Below are 18,323 nucleotides of genomic sequence, written 5' to 3' on the forward strand. Positions count from 1 at the left end.
TAACTATATGGTCGCGAGCGAAGAAGTGCAAGTCCCGCGGAAAAGGCGCAGGCGGGGCCACGATCGAATCGCTGCTTGTCGTTGCCGGGTCGACGGCTGGGCGCGTTAAAGAAATCGCGCGGAAGGTCTCTTCGTAGTCGCCGCCGGCCTCATGCTCAACCGGCGAGAACGGGATCGATCTCGTTGTGTGTCAGGCCGAAGCTCGCCATGCGGGCGCGATGATCGGGTGAGCCCAGATACAGGCGAAGTTGCTCGTTGACGGCATCGAGCAGGTCACGGTTCGTCCTGTTGAACGAGAATGCCCCGAGCGGGCGTTCCTGCCGCTTGCCAGGTGCGTCGGGACGGTGCTCCACGGCCTGAAGCACCGTGCCGCCGATGCGATCCGCAAGGATGCGGTTTCCCAGCGCCGTGCTCGCATACGCATCGATCGCCCCCGCGCGAACCGCTTCGATCGCATCGGCCTGGTGCTCGAAGATGACTATCTGGTCGTCGCTTACGCCCGCCGTTCTCGCCGAATCGTGTTGCACTTGTCCGGCGATGATGCCCAGCCGCGCATCGTGGCGTTCGGCGAGCGACGCGTAGCTGTCCAGTGCTTTCGGATTGCCTGCCCGAACCAGGAAGCCGTCCCCGATTGCCCAGACGGGCACGCTGAACGCGACCAGCTCGGCGCGCCCGGGCGTCACGAACAGCGGGACGTTCATATCCCAGCGGCCGGCTTCGACGCCGGGCAGCAGTTCACTGAACGTCGTCAAGTGATGTTCGATCCGGGTGACCCCCATTGCGCGAAGAACCGCATCGGCCAGATCGAGGTCGGCGCCGGCGGCGGTTCGATCCGCGTTCGTCCAGCCGAACGGGGGTTCTTCGATATAAGCAATCGTTACCTTCATCGTCGTGTCTCGCGAAATGGGGGGCATCGAATCGTCGAAGCCATTGTCCGGGATCGATGAAGCGGTGTCGAATGTCCAGAAATGGCGGTTCCGATCAGACGCAGTCACCCGTATTCAACCCGAAGCCGCCGCGCGCCATGCCGGTGCCGGACGGCGGATCGCCTCGCCGTGCGGAACGGTGAAATCCACCTCGACCGGTTGAGCAAGCGCGCCGACGCTCGCGGCGTGGGCGGCGCGCAACGCAGCGTCGCTCTCAGCCGCCTTCGACGAGCCGCATCACGATGCGTCTGGCCGATTCGAGATGCGCGACCGTCATCGAGCGTGCCGCACGCGCATTGCGCTCGCGGCACGCCTGCAGGATGTCCTCGTGCTCGACCTGGAACGACGGCGTATCCGCGAGCAGCGTGGCCTGCAGGCGCTCGTAGCGTTCGACCTGGCTGCGCAGTTCCGCGATCGTCTTCAATTGCCGCGCGTTGTCGCAGCACGAATACAGCAACGCGTGGAATTCGCGATTCAGCTCGCCTTGCCGGCGCGGCGCGGTTGCGTCGCCGAGCAGGCGGTGGACGAGTTCGGCGCGCGCCAGTGTTTCATCGTCGAGCCGCTTCACGCTCCGGTAGATCGCATCGCCTTCCAGCAGCACGCGCAGGTCGTAGATCTCCCGCACATCCGACGCGCCCAGCATGCGCACGACGGCGCCGCGATTCCGGAAAATATCCAGCAATCCTTCGCGTTCCAGCCGCTGGATCGCCTCGCGCATCGGAATCCGGCTGATGCCGAACCGCTCGGCCAGATCGCGTTCGACGAGCCGTTCGCCGGCCGCCAGCTCGCCGTTGATGATCATGTCGCGCAGCGATGCGGCGATCGCGTCCGCCGTGGAGTCGAGTCTGGCTTCCATGCCTGCCTGTTTCGTCAATTTGGAATAATGGTATACCAAACGACGATCCGATGCCAGAATGAAGGCTTCCGGCGGGCGTCGGTCGAACGCATGTCCGCCCCGGTCGAGGCAACCCACATTCATGGAGATCGAGATGGCATCCGGTGAGCACAAGTATCGCGTCGCGGTGGAGTGGACAGGCAATCGCGGCACCGGTACGTCGGGGTATCGCGAATACGGCCGCGAGCATGTGATCCGGGCCGGCGGCAAGCCGGACATCCCCGGGTCGGCCGACCCGGCGTTCCGCGGCGACGCGTCGCGCTGGAATCCCGAAGACCTGCTGCTCGCGTCGGCATCGGCGTGTCACAAGCTCTGGTACCTGCATCTGTGTTCGGACGCGGGCATCCGCGTGATGGCTTATGTCGACGATGCGGAAGGCACGATGCTCGACAGCGCCGAGCAGGGCCGCTTCACGGAAATCGTGCTGCGCCCGCACGTGACGATCCGGGCCGGCGACGATCGTGAGCGGGCGGAACGCCTGCATCACGATGCGCATGCGCAATGCTATGTCGCGAACTCGGTCAATTTCCCGATCCGCTGCGAACCGGTGATCGTGTTCGCGGCGGCCTGACGGCGCAGCCCGTCGACGCGGAGCATCGCGGGCGCGGCAACGCATCGGCTACAGCGGGGAATCGACGAGCCGTTCGAATGCGTCGGGTGCGGGCAGGGGCGGCGGCGAGTTGCCGGACGCCGCCGCGCCGAACCTGCATGGGCGCGTTCCGGTGTCGGCCTGCGTGTGGATCGTCGGCGAGGTGCGGGGCGCGAGCGTGCCGACGTCGTACCAATATCTGATACGCGGTGGAATTCTGTTGCTCGCGGTGTTGTTCGGCCCGTATCGTCGCAACCAGCGGTGCGCGACGAGGAGCCGACCGGCCATGCGACCGCCTGCAAATGCGACAGATATCGGGAGACGCCATGCAACAGGATCATCCGGCCGCGTCGGCGACGCTGCTGGCCGACAGCCGCAACCTGCTCGGCGAAGGAGCGACGTGGTGCGACAGGACGCACGCGGTGTACTGGGTGGACATCGAGGGCGCGCAGCTGTGGCGCTGTCGCGCGGACGGTTCGGCGCCGACGTCATGGGCGATGCCCGAGCGGCTCGCGTGCTTTGCGCTGACGCACGATCCGGACGTGCTGCTCGTCGGGCTGGCGACGCATCTCGCGTTTTTCGACCTGCGTAGCCGCACGGTCACGCGAATCGTCGATGTCGAACCCGGGCTGCCGACGCGGCTGAACGACGGGCGCTGCGATCCATTTGGCGCGTTCGTGTTCGGGATGAAGGACGAGGGCAGTGAGCCGCCGCAAGCGGTCGGCGGGTTCTATCGGCTCAGTGCCGACCTCACGCTGGAGCGGCTGGCGTTGCCGCCGGCGGCGATCGCGAACAGCATCGCGTTCTCGCCGGACGGGTCGAAGATGTATTTCTGCGATTCGCTGATACGTGAAATTTTCGTCTGCGATTACCGCGCGGGCGGCGACGTGGCTAACGTGCGGCCGTTCGCACGGCTGACCGATCCGGACGGCGATCCGGACGGCTCCACGATGGATCGCAACGGCGGGCTGTGGAACGCGCAGTGGGGCGGCAGGCGCGTCGTGCGCTACGGGCCGGACGGCGTCGAAACGGATCGCGTGACCGTGCCGACCGCGCAGCCGAGCTGCGTGGCGCTCGATGGCGAAGGCCGGTTGTACGTGACGAGTGCGCGGGTCGGGTTGAGCGACGATGGGTTGGCGATCGATGCTGACGCCGGCTGCGTGTTCGTCGCCCGAACACGCTACGCCGGGTTGCCGACCGCACGGTTTGCGGGGAAGCGGGCTGGATGAGCAAGCGGGGACGGCAGGTTCATATCGGCTGGCTGGCAAGAACGCGATTTGTCGGGACAATATGTATCGAACGCGCAATGGACGATTGGCCTCGCCCTTCTGGTTCATGCCTCGTCAGGATTCCGGATCGTCGCGCATCCACCATACCGGATGGTCGTGTGGCTCTCTCAACCACATCCACTGGCCTGCTACGCGCTCGGTAACTCGCCGCTGCTCGTGTTCTTCCTGAGGCGTCAAAGTGCGGACCGTGGGAAATTTTCGCCCCTTGTAGATGACCAATTCATCCGAACTGGAAATCGGGGTGAATCCCTGCCACAACCCTGTCTCGGGGCATGGCATCCCCGTGCACAGGTTCATTTCCCCGTATTTCTGGCGCTTCGCTTGCCGTTCTTCGAGGCGGCGTTGCTTGCGTTCTTCGGGTGTCAAGATTTTGTATGCGCGACGCATCTCGACCATCCATAAACTCTGTGGGTGTGATCCATCCTCCGGATTTAAATATCCAAGCTCGATATCGACTGGATACTTGCTTCCAGGAATATCTTTTGACCGGTAACGAAATGACTGTAAATTGGGAGAGTCTGGGGTGCGCCCTCTCATTTCATTTCCGTAATTGAGATTGCCGCCAGAGTCAACCCAGTAGTCCTCCAGCTGGAGAAGCGATTTAATTTCACTGTCAGGCAGATTGGCAATTCTTGAATCAAGGACGATTCTTACACCGGCTGGAACAATTTTTACCTTGTCGCGATCATTACTGTAGTCTTCGGGATCGTCGCCAGTGGAAAGCTCAATCTTCGTTCCGTGTAGTGAACGATTTTTATATTTATAAAGAAACCCCTTTGCAGGCGGATGCGTCCACGTTGTGTAGTTTGTTCCAAAGGAAATATGCTCAGGATTGTATGGGGCATCATCACGTAGTATTGCCATTGCTGCTTTGAGGATGCTCCGCAGCATGGTGCGTTGCTCTTCGTCGGTCATTTTCATTTCAAACCCCTCCTCCAATGGCGTGAAGTGAAGTGCTGTATTCTCCTGTGCATGTGCCGGGATTCCGCACGAAAGTGCGATCAGGACGATTCCAATAGGCTTGCACCACTTCCGCACACGCATAGGCATCTTCTTCATGTAACTGACTCCGGTAGCCTTCTTCGAAACTCGCCATCTTGGCCGCCGTTTCTGACGGTACCCTCAACAGCTTGCACACCTCGGCCTGTGCAATTGGCACATCCGGCTTGACATAAGATCCGCCCGCTTGATTTTGCATATACAAAATCATCCAGTAATAGTGAAAAACCAACATGCGATGAAGTCCAGCGGCAACCCGTGCGTCATCAGGGACATTTATTTTCTTTGCGGCCTCAAAAACCGCCTTTGAAAAACTGGATTCGTATACTTGCGTCGCTTGCGAGAACATCGAGTAGTCATTCGGGTGTTGTTGAAGCAGGGCCATCATCCAGAATGCCTGCTGGCAATGTCGTGCTTCGTGGTAAAGCATGTCCGCGAATGCCTTCAGAGTTCCATCCAGGGAGGTCGGATTATTCGATGATTTAACTATCTTCGTGATTTCCGTCTCTTGTATGGCTATTGTCCAGTACCTCCCGATAAATGATGCGCTCACATCCGATCGCATGTTGTACCTGGTTAGGCCTTCCTTTGTGTTCACAATATCTATCTTGGGGCTTGCCGCCTTTGACATCATCGGGTCGCCTGGCGCACCTTTGGATAATCCATATGGCCCCTCAGCAAGAGCTGAACTCAATATATTTTCAACTGCGAGCGCGATACTCTCTTTTAATTCTTCCGATATCGAACCACTCAGCGTATTGAACTTGCCCCATTCAATCCCTTTGAGTGCCGTCTTGACCGCCGCCGTATAGCTCTTCGTCACCGGATACTCGACGTCGCGACGTACGGGCATGTCGAGCCTCACATCGTCTTGTTTGGCCCCGTCCAGGAAGTGATGGAAACGCAACCCGAAATTGAGCGGATCGCATGTCGCGAACGCGGCCGGTTGACTCTCGGACGTCGCCCCCTGTTCCGGGGTGCCGACCTTCTTGCCTTTGATTGTTGCGGTACGCTTGTCGGCGTTCGGTGCCTTGGCGGTGTAGGGAGTCGTGTTGTCGCGCACGACTGCGGCTCGGTTGATGGCAATCACCTTGTCCGGATCGCTCGCCGCCAACAGCTCCACCGTGCCGAACGCGATGTCATGACTCGTCACCACATCCGTTTCGCCCAGTTCATTACTCACACCCTCGATCACGCGTCCGTTGTCGAGTGTGACCCGGTAAGGCTGGTTTGGTAGCGCAAAGCCACTGTCGTGCTCCAGCAGCACGAAGTGCGCGGCATACTGCCCCGGGTGTTCGGGCGTGACCGGCAGGCTCATCGGCCGCACCTGTGCGGCGTCTGTCTGATGACTGCCTGCATGGATCGTGTGCTCGCCGGGCGTTCGCACCACGTACCCCTGCTCGCTGATACGCACTTCGGTGCTGCCGGCATGCAGCACGATCTCCTTTGCCGCATGCAGGTGGATGCTGTCGGTCGTACTCGTGATGTCGACCGTCTTCTTCGCGGTGACGTCGATACCATTGGCTTGCGCTTCGATACGCACTTTCCCCGCCGCGGCGACGAGCGCCATGCCCGCCTTGTGCACGAACAGCGAGAACGCGTTCGACACGCTCGCGAACAGCGAACGCCCGACGGCAATCCCGACATGCCGGCCACTCGTCACCGCGACATCCTCGCCGCTCGCGATATGGGCGGTGCGCGCCGCTGCCAGACTGATCCCTGCCGATGCCGACATGGCCATGTCGCGCTCCGTCAGCTCCTGGAATTCGTCCGCCGTGCCGGTCGGGGTGCCCCGAATCGCATCGTTGCGCGCCTTGATCCCCCGAATGACGTCGCTCTGATCGGCGTCATGCTGTTGCGCCTGATGCCGCTGCGCCAGGCCCGTGAGGCTTTCCTGTAACTCACGTGCCCGCGTGAGCCGGCCGATGGCTTCCCCGGCGTCTTTCGCATGGCCGGGGCCGCCCGGTTGACCGTCCGTCGACACAAGCAAACCCTTCAACGCCCGAACCACACCCCAATCGTCGGTTCTCAGGTCAAAGCCCTTGCCGCGCGCATCGGCGCGTCCCTTCTTTCGGGTGATGCGTCGGAGATTGCCGAGACTCAATTGAGACGTGCCCGCATCGCTCGCAAGCTGTGTCTGGATTTGTTCCCGCGTATCGTCGATCGCCAGATGGCCGGATGCCGTGCCGTGGAGTTCCCTGCCGCGAATGAACGATACCGCGTGGTTGTACGGCTGATCCAGCGCAGGTTGGCGGAACGCGTTGACGGCACTGCCGATAATCACCGGCAAATCCGGGTCGCCACGGTAGTGCGACACCGCTACTTCATGGCCGATGCGCGGGATGAACGTCGCACCCATGTCGACGCCTTGCCACGGAGACAACACGCGGAGCCATATGCCCGAATGCTCGTCGTGCTTGCCCTGGCGATCCCATTCGAACTGCACCTTCACTCGACCGTATTGGTCTGTCCAGATTTCCTGCCCGGCGGGACCCACGACGACAGCTTTCTCGGGCCCGCTCATGACGGGCTTGCCGACGCTGCGCTCCAACTGGAACGGCTCGTTAGTCGGCAGCAGTTCGAACTGTGCGTCGGCCCGATAGGTTGGCGCGTCGCCGGCCCGCCCTGCGATCTCCTCGATATCGAGCGCGCAGGACACGACGAGGTATTCACGATTCGCCGCCCGTTGCGGATGACCGACGAGCGTAAAGGTGCGGCCGACCGTGAGGCCGCGCAGATTCCCGCTGCCGTTTGCGCGTCGTCCCTTGCAACGCTCGGCCTCAAGCCGGACGCGCGCGAAATGATGGGCTTCGCGATCCACGTCATTCGGGGTGCCTGCCAGCCCCTGAGCGCCCGCCAGCGGTTGACTGTAGTCCCCCCAGCCGTAAATCTCCCCGTCGGCATTGGCTGTCGGGCGCGGGTTCTCCACGGTCGCGCCCAGTCTCGCACTCGGGCGCGCGTAGTCGTAATCCGTCACGCTCACACGACCCGGCGTGAGGCGGCTCGTTACGGACAGCGTGCGAATGTGTTCTTCGTCGATGCGTTGACCGCCGGGAGGCAGATAGCGCAACGTCTCGTAGGCTTCGCCATGCGGCCGGTGACCGCCCATCGCGTCGGACAAGACCAGACGTTGGCGACCGTCATCGTGCTCGAACCACCACCAGATTCCCCATTCCTCCCACAGACGTTGCAGGAAGGCCCAATCCGTCTCGGATGCTTGCCGCTGCACGTCGCGTTTCGGATAGACACCCAGGAATGCGCCGAGGCGCTTGTCGACGGGGTACGGATATTTCGAGAGCACCGCGTCGGTGATGTCGACGACGGTCATATCCTGAAACAGGCGGCAGTCCTGCGTCAGCGTCGCGCGGTAGAGCCATGGGCGCAACTCGAGTTCGTACAGGATCGCATCGCGATCCTGACCGGCAAACCGTGCCGCCTCGACCAACCCGGTGATTTCACGCGTACCCGCGCCGACATTGCCGAGCCCGGCATTTCCCGCCAGCCCGGGAATGAAAGACCCTTTGCCTTCGAGCTGGATCGATACGGTCACTTCGGTGCCGACCATCCTGTCGAGATCGAGATCGGCCGTGCGACTGGGGGAAACCGCATAGGCGCCGTCGGTCCGCAACGTGACGAGATAGCGGCATTCGTCGAGACGGCCGATGGTTTCGGTGCCTCGCAATCGCACGGGAATAAAGACCGGCAGCGCATCCATGCCATAGGTCGGCAGCGCTGCGCCGGCGAGTGACAGCGTGCGAGCTTGAGAAGACATCGTCATTTACGTTGCCCCCGTTGTTCGCGGACCGATGACGGTCGCACCGCAACCGGTCTTGTCGCCGTGATAGCCGACGCGCTGGCCGCTTGCAAGTAACGGGAAAACGCCGCCGCATGTCGGACAACGAACACCGTGGCCTTCAAACGCCGCGTCGATTCCGTGCTGTCTCAGGTCATTCGTGCATTCGATGACTTCGCCGCCGTGGTCGGTTGGGTCATCCAGGCGGATCATTTCAATGCCGTGCTCGTTTTTCATCGACGACTCATGCGAGGGATGAAGTCGCTCTTTTACCTCGCATCGAAACGCCGCACAATTTTCAAGATGAAGGCGGACCGCTTTTGAGAATTTATTCAGTCATTTGAACGATAAAGTCGTACAGATACGAGTCCATGTCTAACAGGATGCCCGTTGAGATTGATGTCGCGACGATGCGATTCGCCCCCCCGACCTGCTGGTAAGATGGCCCGCACCCCCATCCTGCCCGCGCCATGAGTTCCACCCCGACCAAGCCCGCGAATCCGAAAGACGCCGCGAAAAGCGCCGCCCGCGCGACGGGCGACAAGCCGAAGGCCCGCATACCGCAGCGCCTGACCTACGTGATCGGCGGCCTCGACCGGCTGCTGCGCCGCCACATGACCGACGCGCTCGCGCCGCTCGGCATCACGCTCGCGCAGTACACCGCGCTGTCGGTGCTCGAGGCGCGCGGCGCATCGTCGAACGCGCAACTGGCCGAGCGCTCGTTCATCACGCCGCAATCGGCGAACGAGGTGATGAGCGTGATGGCCGCGCGCGGCTTCGTCACGCGCGAAGCCGACCCGTCGCACGGCCGCATCATCCTGTTGACGCTGACCGACGCAGGCGCGGCGATGCTGCGCGAATGCGAAGCCGTGCTGCGTCCGCTCGAGACGCAGATGCTCGGCGACTTCTCCGCCGACGCCGCCGCGCACGTGCAGCGCGCGCTCGAACTGTTCGCGCGCAACCTGCGCGGCTGATCCTTCCACGATCTTCGCGACGCAGGCCCGTCGGGCCCGCGTTCGCTTTGCCGGTCACCTGACCGTTCCCTGATTCCTCGATCGTCGTCCCGCTTTCCGATCCGGGTTTACACCGGCGCTCGTGTCGCTTGCAATATCAGGTAGCCTGATATTAAATGAAGCCGTCCGCAGCAGGAATGCTGCGCACCGAATCGCACAGGAACGAACGACAGGAACCGACATGAGCAAGTACGACAACCGCTGGCAGACCGTTGAAGTGAAGGTGGAGGCCGGCATCGCGTGGGTCACGCTGAACCGCCCTGACAAGCGCAATGCGATGAGCCCGACGCTGAACCAGGAGATGCTGCAGGTCCTCGACGCGGTCGAGTTCGACGACGAGGCGAAGGTGCTCGTCCTCACGGGCGCGGGCGCCGCGTGGACGGCCGGCATGGATCTGAAGGAATATTTCCGCGAGATCGACGGCGGCGCCGACGCGCTGCAGGAAAAGGTGCGGCGCGACGCGTCGGAATGGCAGTGGCGCCGCCTGCGGATGTACAACAAGCCGACCATCGCGATGGTGAACGGCTGGTGTTTCGGCGGCGGATTCTCGCCGCTCGTCGCGTGCGACCTCGCGATCGCGGCGGACGAAGCCGTGTTCGGGCTGTCGGAGATCAACTGGGGCATCCCGCCGGGCAACCTCGTCAGCAAGGCGATGGCCGACACGGTCGGGCACCGCCGCGCGCTGCACTACATCATGACCGGCGACACGTTCACCGGCGTGGAAGCGGCGGACATGGGCCTCGTGAACAGCAGCGTGCCGCTGGCCGGCCTGCGCGATGCGACGATCGCGCTCGCCGCGCGGCTGATGGACAAGAACCCGGTCGTGCTGCGCGCGGCGAAGCACGGCTTCAAGCGCTCGCGCGAATTCACGTGGGAGCAGTGCGAAGACTACCTGTATGCGAAGCTCGACCAGGCGCAGTTGCGCGATCCGGAACACGGCCGCGAACAGGGGTTGAAGCAGTTCCTCGACGACAAGACGATCAAGCCGGGCCTGCAGGCATACAAGCGCTGATACGAGCGCCGACGCAACCGCCAACGCAACCGCAAGAGACAGGCAAGGCAGGAGACGACATGACCGACAGACGGATGCTGATCGCCGGCGAGTGGTGCACCGCCCGCGACGGGCGAACCTTCGACCGATTCAACCCCGCAACGGGCGCGCTCGCGTCGCGCGCGCCGGCGGCCGGCGTTGCCGACGCCGACGCGGCGATCGACGCCGCGCACCGCGCGTTCCCCGCATGGGCGGCGCTCGCACCGACCGAGCGCCGCCGGCTGCTGCTGAAGGCCGCTGACCTGATGGATGCGCGCATCGACGCGTTCGTTGCAGCGGGCGTGGCCGAAACCGGCGCGACACCCGGCTGGATCGGCTTCAACGTGACGCTCGCGGCGAACATGCTGCGCGAGGCCGCGTCGATGACGACGCAGATCGCCGGCGACGTGATCCCGTCCGACGTGCCCGGCAATCTCGCGCTCGCGATGCGCGTGCCGTGCGGCGTCGTGCTCGGCATCGCGCCGTGGAACGCACCCGTGATCCTCGGCACGCGTGCCCTTGCGATGCCGCTCGCGTGCGGCAACACGGTCGTGCTGAAGGCGTCCGAAGCGTGTCCGGGCGTGCACGCGCTGATCGGCGCGGTGCTGGACGAAGCGGGGCTCGGCGCGGGCGTCGTCAACGTGATCACGCACGCGGCGGCCGATGCGCCCGAACTCGTCGAGCGGCTGATCGCGCATCCGCACGTGAAGCGCATCAACTTCACCGGCTCGACGCATGTCGGGCGCATCATCGCGCGTCACGCGGCCGCGCACCTGAAACCCGTGCTGCTCGAGCTCGGCGGCAAGGCGCCCGTGCTCGTGCTGGACGATGCCGATCTCGACGCGGCCGTCGCGGCGATCGCGTTCGGCGCGTTCTTCAACCAGGGGCAGATCTGCATGTCGACCGAGCGCGTGATCGCCGCGAGGCCGATCGCCGACGCGCTCGTCGAGCGTCTCGCCGCGAAGGCCCGCACGCTGGTGGCGGGCGATCCGCTGGCCGGCCATCCGCTCGGTACGATGGTCGATGCGGCGGCGGCCGCGCGCGCGATGTCGCTCGTCGAGGATGCGCGCGCGCATGGCGCGCGTCTGCCGCTCGGCTGCCGCGTCGAAGGCGCGACGATGCAGCCGGCGATCGTCGATGGCGTCACGCGCGACATGCGGCTGTATCGCGAGGAATCGTTCGCGCCGGTCGTGGCGATCCTGCGCGCGGACAGCGACGACGAAGCGGTCGCGCTCGCGAACGACAGCGAGTTCGGGCTGTCGGCGAGCGTGTTCAGCCGCGACGTCGCACGCGCGATGGCGGTCGCGCGGCGGATCGAATCGGGGATCTGCCACATCAACGGCCCGACCGTGCACGACGAGGCGCAGATGCCGTTCGGCGGCACGAAGGCGAGCGGCTACGGCCGCTTCGGCAGCCGCGCGTCGATCGCCGAATTCACCGAGCTGCGCTGGATCACCGTGCAGACCACGCCGCGTCACTATCCGATATGAGCGAGCCGACGATGAATGGTGCGACGCCCGCGAGCGGGCCGGTGAACGACACGGGCGGCGTGCGCTATCGCGCGGCGGCCGTCGCGGTCGGTGCGGCGGAGGTTCGTCGCGCGGAAAACGGCGCGTGGTACCTGCGCTCGCGCGAACCGCTCGGCGACTACCCGACGCGCCTGACCGACTGCCTCGTGCGCGGCGCGCAAGCGCATCCCGACCGCGTGCTGGCCGCGCGGCGCGGCGAAGACGGCCGCTGGATCGAGATCACCTACGCGCAGATGCTGGATCGCGCCCGCGCGCTCGGCCAGGGCCTCGTCGATCTCGGGCTGTCGGCCGAGCGTCCGCTCGCGGTGCTGTCCGGCAACGATCTCGAGCATCTGCAGTTGATGTTCGCGGCGATGCTGGCGGGCGTGCCGTACTCGCCGATCTCGCCCGCGTATTCGCTGGTGTCGACCGACTTCGGCAAGCTGCGTCACACGCTCGGCACGCTGCGGCCGGGCGCGGTGTTCGTTGCTGAACGCGGGCCGTTCACGCGCGCGCTCGACGCGACGTTGCCGGCCGATGCGGCGTTGATCGTCGCGCACGATGCCGACGTCGATGCCGAGGGGTGCGCCGTGCCGCTGTCACGCCTGCTCGCCACGGTCCCCCGCACGATCGATACGATCCACGCGGCAATCGGCCCCGACCATCTCGCGAAGATCCTGTTCACGTCCGGTTCGACGAAACAGCCGAAGGCCGTGCCGACCACGCACAGGATGCTGTGCAGCAACCAGCAGATGCTGCGCCAGACGATGCCCGAGCTGACGCGCGAACCCCCGGTGCTGGTCGACTGGCTGCCGTGGAATCACACGTTCGGCGGCAGCCACAACCTCGGCATCGCGCTGTACAACGGCGGCACGCTGTACATCGACGACGGCCGCCCGGTGCCCGGCCGCTTCGACGAAACCGTGCGCAACCTGCGCGAGATCGCACCGACGATCTACTTCAACGTGCCGAAAGGCTGGGAAGAACTGGCCGCCGCGCTCGAACGCGACGCCGCGTTGCGCGATACCTTTTTCTCGCGCGTGAAGCTGTATTTCTTCGGCGGCGCGGGGCTGTCGCAGGCTGCATGGGACCGGCTCGACCGCGTGACCGACGCGCATTGCGGCGAGCGCATCCGGATCATGGCCGGGCTCGGCATGACGGAAACGTCGCCGTCGTGCCTCTTCACGACGGGGCCGCTGATGCGCGCCGGCTATATCGGCCTGCCGGCGCCCGGCTGCGACGTGAAGCTGGCGCCATGCGGCGGCAAGCTCGAACTGCGTTTCAAGGGGCCGAATGTGATGCGCGGCTACTGGCACGCGGATGTCGATCCGCGCGACGTGTTCGACGACGAAGGCTACTACCGCAGCGGCGACGCAGCCGTGTTCGCCGATCCGGAGCGGCCGGAATTCGGGCTGCTGTTCGACGGGCGGCTGACCGAGGATTTCAAGCTGAGCAGCGGCACCTTCGTCAGCGTCGGGCCGTTGCGCGCGAATGCGGTGTCGAGCGGTGCGCCGTACGTGCAGGACGTGGTCGTCACCGGGATCAATCGCGACGACATCGGCTTGCTGGTGTTTCCGCGCATCGATGCGTGCCGTGCGCTGGCGGCGCTCGCAGTCGATGCACCGGTGGCCGACGTGCTGCGCGCGCCGGCCGTGCGGGCGGTGTTCGAGGCCTGGCTCGCCGCGCTGAACCGGCATGCGAGCGGCGGGTCGACGTTCGTCGCGCGCATCCGCTTGATCGACACGCCGCCGTCGCTCGACCTCGGCGAAGTGACCGACAAGGGCTCGCTGAACCAGGCGGCCGTGCAGCAGCATCGCGCGGCGACGATCGACGCGCTGTACGACCCGGCGCGGCGCGATCCCGACGTGATTTACGCGTAAGCACTAGGCAGGGACAAGCAGCAAAACGCAGACACGACGACCGGCCGGCCACGGGATCGGCAGGCATTCTTGCGGCCAGTGAATCAGGCTGCCTGATAAAGAAGGCCCTTCAGACGATACTTCGCGCGCCGCTTTGCCACTGGCCGGCGGCGGCGCGCGGCGGCCGTCGCAGGGCCGACCGACTACAAGACATGGGACTGGAGACAGGATGAACACTTATGTTGCCGAAAAACCCACGGTCGCGACCACGCTCGCACTGTGCTTCGCGATCGCGCTGCTCGAAGGGCTCGACCTGCAGTCGGTCGGGGTCGCCGCGCCGCGCATGGCGCGCGAATTCGGGCTGACCGTGTCGCAGATGGGCATCGCGTTCAGCGCGGGCACCTTCGGGCTGCTCCCCGGCGCCATGCTCGGCGGGCGGCTCGCCGACCGGATCGGCCGCAAGCGCGTGCTGATCGCGTCGGTCGCGCTGTTCGGGCTGCTGTCGATCGCCACCGCGCAGGTATCGAGCTTCGCGATGCTCGTCGTCGTGCGCGCGCTGACGGGCCTCGGCCTCGGCGGCGCGATGCCGAACCTGATCGCGCTGTCGTCCGAGGCGGTCGAGCCGCGTTCGCGCAGCAGCGCGGTCGCCGCGATGTATTGCGGCATTCCGTTCGGCGGCGTGATCGCATCGCTGATCGGCGTGCTGCTCGCGGGCGACACCGAGTGGCGGCACATCTTTTATGTCGGCGGCGTGGGGCCGCTGCTGCTCGTGCCGCTGCTGGCGCTGCTGCTGCCGGAATCGCGGGCGTATCTCGACATCGCCGGCACGACGGCCGCGCGTACGAGCGTCGCACGCACGCTGTTCGGGAGCGGGCGCACGGTGTCGACGCTCGCACTGTGGATCAGCTATTTCTGCACGCTGATCGTCCTGTATTTCCTGCTGAACTGGCTGCCGTCGCTGATGGCCGCACGCGGGCTCGATCGCGCGCATGTCGGGCTCGTGCAGATCGCGTTCAACATCGGCGGCGGGCTCGGCGCGCTCGGCATCGGCGCGGCGCTCGACCGGATGCGCGCGGCGCGCGTGGTCGGCGGCATGTACGTCGGGATCGTGCTGTCGCTCGCCGCGCTGGCGGCGGCGCCGGGCTTCGCGTCGCTCGCGGCGGCCGCGTTCGCGGCCGGCATGTTCGTGATCGGCGGGCAGTCGGTGCTGTACGCGCTTGCGGCGATCTACTACCCGACCGCGATGCGCGGCACGGGCGTCGGCGCGGCGGTGGCCGTCGGCCGGCTCGGTTCCGTCGTCGGGCCGCTCGCGGCCGCGACGCTGCTGGCCGCGGGCCGCAGCGCACCGGTCGTGATCGGCGCGAGCATCCCCGTCACGCTCGTCGCGGCCGTCGCCGCGCTGCTGCTGGTCCGCCGCCCGCAGGCCGGCGACTGACATTCCCCCGGTTTTTCAACGCGCGCCGTCAGAGCGCGCTCATTCAAGGTCTGGAGACGCAACGACATGAAGAAGAACACCAGGAACGGCCTGTTGGCCGCCGGCACGTGCTGCGCGCTCGCCGCGCCGGGCGCGCATGCGCAGTCGAGCGTGACGCTGTACGGGATCATCGATACGGGCGTCGAATTCGTGTCGCACGCGAACGCGGCCGGCGACCATGTGGTGCGCATGCCGGCCGTGACGGGCGAGCTGCCGTCGCGCTGGGGGCTGCGCGGCGCGGAGGATCTCGGCGGCGGCTATCAGGCCGTGTTCACGCTGGAAAGCGGCTTCAACGTGCGCGGCGGCGATCTCGGGCAGGGCGGCAGGCTGTTCGGACGGCAGGCGTTCGTCGGGCTGAAGGGCGGTTTCGGCACGCTCGCGTTCGGCCGCCAGTACACGATGACCTACCTCGCGCTGCAGGGGGCGGACATCATCGGCCCCGACATCTACGGGCTCGGCTCGCTCGACGCGTATGTGCCGAACGGCCGCGCGGACAACACGGTGACCTACATCGGCACGTATCGCGGCGTGACGCTCGGCGCCGCGTATTCGTTCGGCCGCGACAGCGCGGGCACCGGCAACTCGCCGGGGCAGGGCACGTGCGCGGGGCAGGTGCCGGGCGACGCCGTGCAGTGCCGTGACTGGTCGGTGATGCTCAAGTACGACAGCGCGTATTTCGGCGCGGCGGCGTCGTACGAGGAGCAGCGCGGCGGCACCGGCGCGGCAGCGAATTTCTTCGACGGCGTCGAGCCGGTCGCATTCACGAGCAGCGCTGGCAAGGACGCGCGCGTGCACGTGAGCGCGTATGCGCAGGCGTCGGGCGTACGGCTCGGCGCGGGCTGGATCGGGCGGCGCGTGTCGACCGGCTCGCCGGCCGAGGCCGGCGCGCATTCCGACCTGTTCTTCGTCGGCGCGTCGTATGCGGTCAAGCCCGATTTCGTCGTCGACGGCGAAGGCTACCGGATCGTCAACAGCGCGCACGACACGCGCGCGACGATGGCGACCTTGCGTGCGACCTGGCTGCTGACGAAGCGTACGTCGGTCTATGCGCAAAGCGCGTATCTGTGGAACAGCGCGCAGGCGCGCTATGCGGTCAGCGGCGGCGGGGCCGGCACGACGCCCGGCGAGGGCATGGGGCAGCTCGGCGCGATGGTCGGCATCAAGCACATGTTCTGAACCGGCCACTTCACGAACGGAAGATATCTTGAATAAAAAATCTGCAATCCTCTGCATTGCGCCGCTGTCGGCGCTCGTGCTCGCCGGTTGCGGCGGCGACGACCCGGTGAGTGCCGCACCGACGCACCTGAGCGCCGCGACGCCGGCCGCGATGGCGCAGAGCTGCGACGCGCTCGCCGCGAAGCTCGCGTATCCGGGCACGTCGTTTACCTCGGTGACGACCGCGGCCGCGGGTGCGTTGACGGTGGCCGGCCAACCGATCGCCGGGCACTGCGTGATCGAAGGGAAGATGAACGAGCGCGTGAGCGCGGTCGACGGCAATACTTATGCGATCGGCTTCGAGATGCGCTTGCCCAAGGCCTGGAACGGCCGCTTCTTCTACCAGGCGAACGGCGGGCTCGACGGCAGCGTCGTGACCGCGACCGGGGAGATCGGCGGCGGCGGGCCGCTGAACGATGCGCTGAACATGGGTTTTGCCGTGATCAGTTCGGATTCCGGGCACAGTGCCGCGCAGAATCCGCTGTTCGGCATCGATCCGCAGGCTCGCATCGACTACGGCTACGGCGCGGTCGACGCGCTTACGCCGATGGCGAAGCAGGTGATCCGGCTCGCGTACGGCAAGGCGCCCGACCGCAGCTATTTCGACGGCTGCTCGAACGGCGGCCGCCACGCGATGGTCACGGCCGTGCGCAATGCGGCCGACTACGACGGCATCATCGCGGGCGATCCGGGCTTTCATCTGCCGAAGGCGGCGATCGGCGAGATGTATGGCGCGCAGCAGTTCGCGAAGATCGCATCGGCGACGGGCGCGAACGGGCTGCCCGATATCCGCAGCGGCTTCACCGATGCGGAGCGGCAGTTCGTCGGCGCGAAGATCCTCGAGAAGTGCGATGCGCTCGACGGCGCGGCCGACGGGATGGTGCAGGATGTCGCCGCGTGCCAGGCGCATTTCAGCGTCGATGCGGACATCCCGACCTGCGCGAACGGCACGCGCACGGGCGCCTGCCTGACGACGGCCCAGAAGACGGCGCTCGAGAACGTGTTCGCGGGGGCGCGCAACAGCGCGGGCACGGAGCTCTACGCGAGTTTTCCGTACGATCCGGGCATGGCCGGCAGCGGCTGGGCCGCGTGGAAGCAGTCGAATTCGATCACGCTCGATCCGGCCGCGATGGCGTTCACGTTCATGACGCCGCCGAAAAGCGCCGCGACGCTCGCGAACCTGCCCGGTTTCGCGCTCGGCTTCGACATGGACAACGATGCGCCGGCGATCTTCGCGACCGGCGGCGCGTACACGCAATCCGCGTGGACGTTCATGACGCCGCCCGACGAAACGAACCTGTCCGCGCTGAAGGCGCGCGGCGCGAAGCTGATCGTCTATCACGGCACGGGCGATCCGGTGTTCTCGTTCAACGACACGCGCGACTGGTACGTACGGGTCGCGCAGGCGAACGGCGGCGATGCGACGGATTTCGCGCGCTTCTATCCGGTGCCGGGGATGAACCACTGCTCGGGCGGGCCGGCGGCCGACCAGTTCGACCTGCTGACGCCGCTTGTCGCGTGGGTCGAGCAGGGGCAGGCGCCCGCGGCGATCGTGGCCGCCGCGCGCGACGCAACGAACGTGGCGCCGAATGCGGACGTGCCCGCATCGTGGGGCGCGGGACGCACGCGGCCGCTGTGCCCGTATCCGCAGGTGGCGCGCTACAACGGCTCGGGCGATGTGAATTCGGCGGCGAGCTTCAGTTGTCGTTGAGGTAGCCGTCGATGGGAAGCGG

The 18,323-nt window shown here is 65.7% G+C and carries 14 protein-coding genes and 1 pseudogene; 10 read left to right on the forward strand and 5 right to left on the reverse strand.

What is annotated here, in order from left to right; all coding sequences use genetic code 11:
* Nucleotides 1-155: 155 nt before the first annotated feature.
* Both GQ56_RS0122900 and GQ56_RS0122905 read right to left on the reverse strand, forming a co-directional pair.
* Complete coding sequence (locus GQ56_RS0122900) at nt 156-887, reverse strand: transporter substrate-binding domain-containing protein (RefSeq protein ID WP_031400857.1); 732 nt, start codon at nt 885-887, stop codon at nt 156-158.
* Between the two features lie 253 nt (nt 888-1,140).
* Entirely contained in the window at nt 1,141-1,782 is a 642-nt protein-coding gene (locus GQ56_RS0122905; RefSeq protein ID WP_031400858.1) for a GntR family transcriptional regulator, read from the reverse strand.
* A gap of 133 nt (nt 1,783-1,915) precedes the next feature.
* On the opposite strand from GQ56_RS0122905, the gene GQ56_RS0122910 reads away from it, so the two are divergent.
* From GQ56_RS0122910 to GQ56_RS0122920, 3 genes and pseudogenes are all read left to right on the forward strand, one after another.
* Nucleotides 1,916-2,392 (forward strand): OsmC family protein, encoded by a 477-nt coding sequence (locus GQ56_RS0122910; protein WP_031400859.1) that lies wholly within the window; start codon nt 1,916-1,918, stop codon nt 2,390-2,392.
* Between the two features lie 163 nt (nt 2,393-2,555).
* Nucleotides 2,556-2,684 (forward strand): annotated as a pseudogene (araH, locus tag GQ56_RS46615) (L-arabinose ABC transporter permease AraH); the annotation flags it as partial.
* 52 nt (nt 2,685-2,736) lie between these two features.
* A complete protein-coding gene (locus tag GQ56_RS0122920; protein ID WP_031400861.1) occupies nt 2,737-3,639 on the forward strand; it encodes an SMP-30/gluconolactonase/LRE family protein in 903 nt (300 codons plus the stop codon).
* 114 nt (nt 3,640-3,753) lie between these two features.
* Here GQ56_RS0122920 and GQ56_RS41675 read toward each other — a convergent pair whose 3' ends face one another.
* The 3 genes from GQ56_RS41675 to GQ56_RS41680 are packed head-to-tail and all read right to left on the reverse strand — an operon-like array spanning nt 3,754 to nt 8,728.
* A complete protein-coding gene (locus GQ56_RS41675) occupies nt 3,754-4,620 on the reverse strand; it encodes a hypothetical protein (RefSeq protein WP_075122991.1) in 867 nt (288 codons plus the stop codon).
* 1 nt (nt 4,621) lies between these two features.
* Nucleotides 4,622-8,470, reverse strand: a complete 3,849-nt coding sequence (locus GQ56_RS0122925; protein ID WP_235212744.1) for a type VI secretion system Vgr family protein — start codon at nt 8,468-8,470, stop codon at nt 4,622-4,624.
* A 6-nt stretch (nt 8,471-8,476) separates the two neighbouring features.
* A complete protein-coding gene (locus GQ56_RS41680; protein ID WP_075122992.1) occupies nt 8,477-8,728 on the reverse strand; it encodes a PAAR domain-containing protein in 252 nt (83 codons plus the stop codon).
* 233 nt (nt 8,729-8,961) lie between these two features.
* Here GQ56_RS41680 and GQ56_RS0122940 point away from each other — a divergent pair, with 233 nt between their 5' ends.
* From GQ56_RS0122940 to GQ56_RS0122970, 7 genes are all read left to right on the forward strand, one after another.
* Nucleotides 8,962-9,465, forward strand: a complete 504-nt coding sequence (locus GQ56_RS0122940; RefSeq protein ID WP_031400864.1) for a MarR family winged helix-turn-helix transcriptional regulator — start codon at nt 8,962-8,964, stop codon at nt 9,463-9,465.
* 220 nt (nt 9,466-9,685) lie between these two features.
* Nucleotides 9,686-10,516 (forward strand): p-hydroxycinnamoyl CoA hydratase/lyase, encoded by an 831-nt coding sequence (locus tag GQ56_RS0122945; protein ID WP_031400865.1) that lies wholly within the window; start codon nt 9,686-9,688, stop codon nt 10,514-10,516.
* A gap of 59 nt (nt 10,517-10,575) precedes the next feature.
* A complete protein-coding gene (locus GQ56_RS0122950) occupies nt 10,576-12,024 on the forward strand; it encodes an aldehyde dehydrogenase (RefSeq protein WP_031400866.1) in 1,449 nt (482 codons plus the stop codon).
* Nucleotides 12,021-13,922: a feruloyl-CoA synthase gene (locus tag GQ56_RS0122955; protein ID WP_043301600.1), complete on the forward strand. Its 1,902-nt coding sequence runs from the start codon at nt 12,021-12,023 to the stop codon at nt 13,920-13,922. The genes GQ56_RS0122950 and GQ56_RS0122955 overlap by 4 nt, the downstream gene beginning before the upstream one ends.
* Before the next feature lie 208 nt (nt 13,923-14,130).
* Entirely contained in the window at nt 14,131-15,336 is a 1,206-nt protein-coding gene (gene mhpT, locus GQ56_RS0122960; RefSeq protein ID WP_031400868.1) for a 3-(3-hydroxy-phenyl)propionate transporter MhpT, read from the forward strand.
* A gap of 66 nt (nt 15,337-15,402) precedes the next feature.
* A complete protein-coding gene (locus GQ56_RS0122965; RefSeq protein ID WP_031400869.1) occupies nt 15,403-16,551 on the forward strand; it encodes a porin in 1,149 nt (382 codons plus the stop codon).
* A 28-nt stretch (nt 16,552-16,579) separates the two neighbouring features.
* Nucleotides 16,580-18,301: a tannase/feruloyl esterase family alpha/beta hydrolase gene (locus GQ56_RS0122970; protein WP_031400870.1), complete on the forward strand. Its 1,722-nt coding sequence runs from the start codon at nt 16,580-16,582 to the stop codon at nt 18,299-18,301.
* Nucleotides 18,302-18,323: the final 22 nt, after the last annotated feature.

Source organism: Burkholderia paludis, assembly GCF_000732615.1.
In the GTDB taxonomy this organism is placed as follows: Bacteria; Pseudomonadota; Gammaproteobacteria; order Burkholderiales; family Burkholderiaceae; genus Burkholderia; species Burkholderia paludis.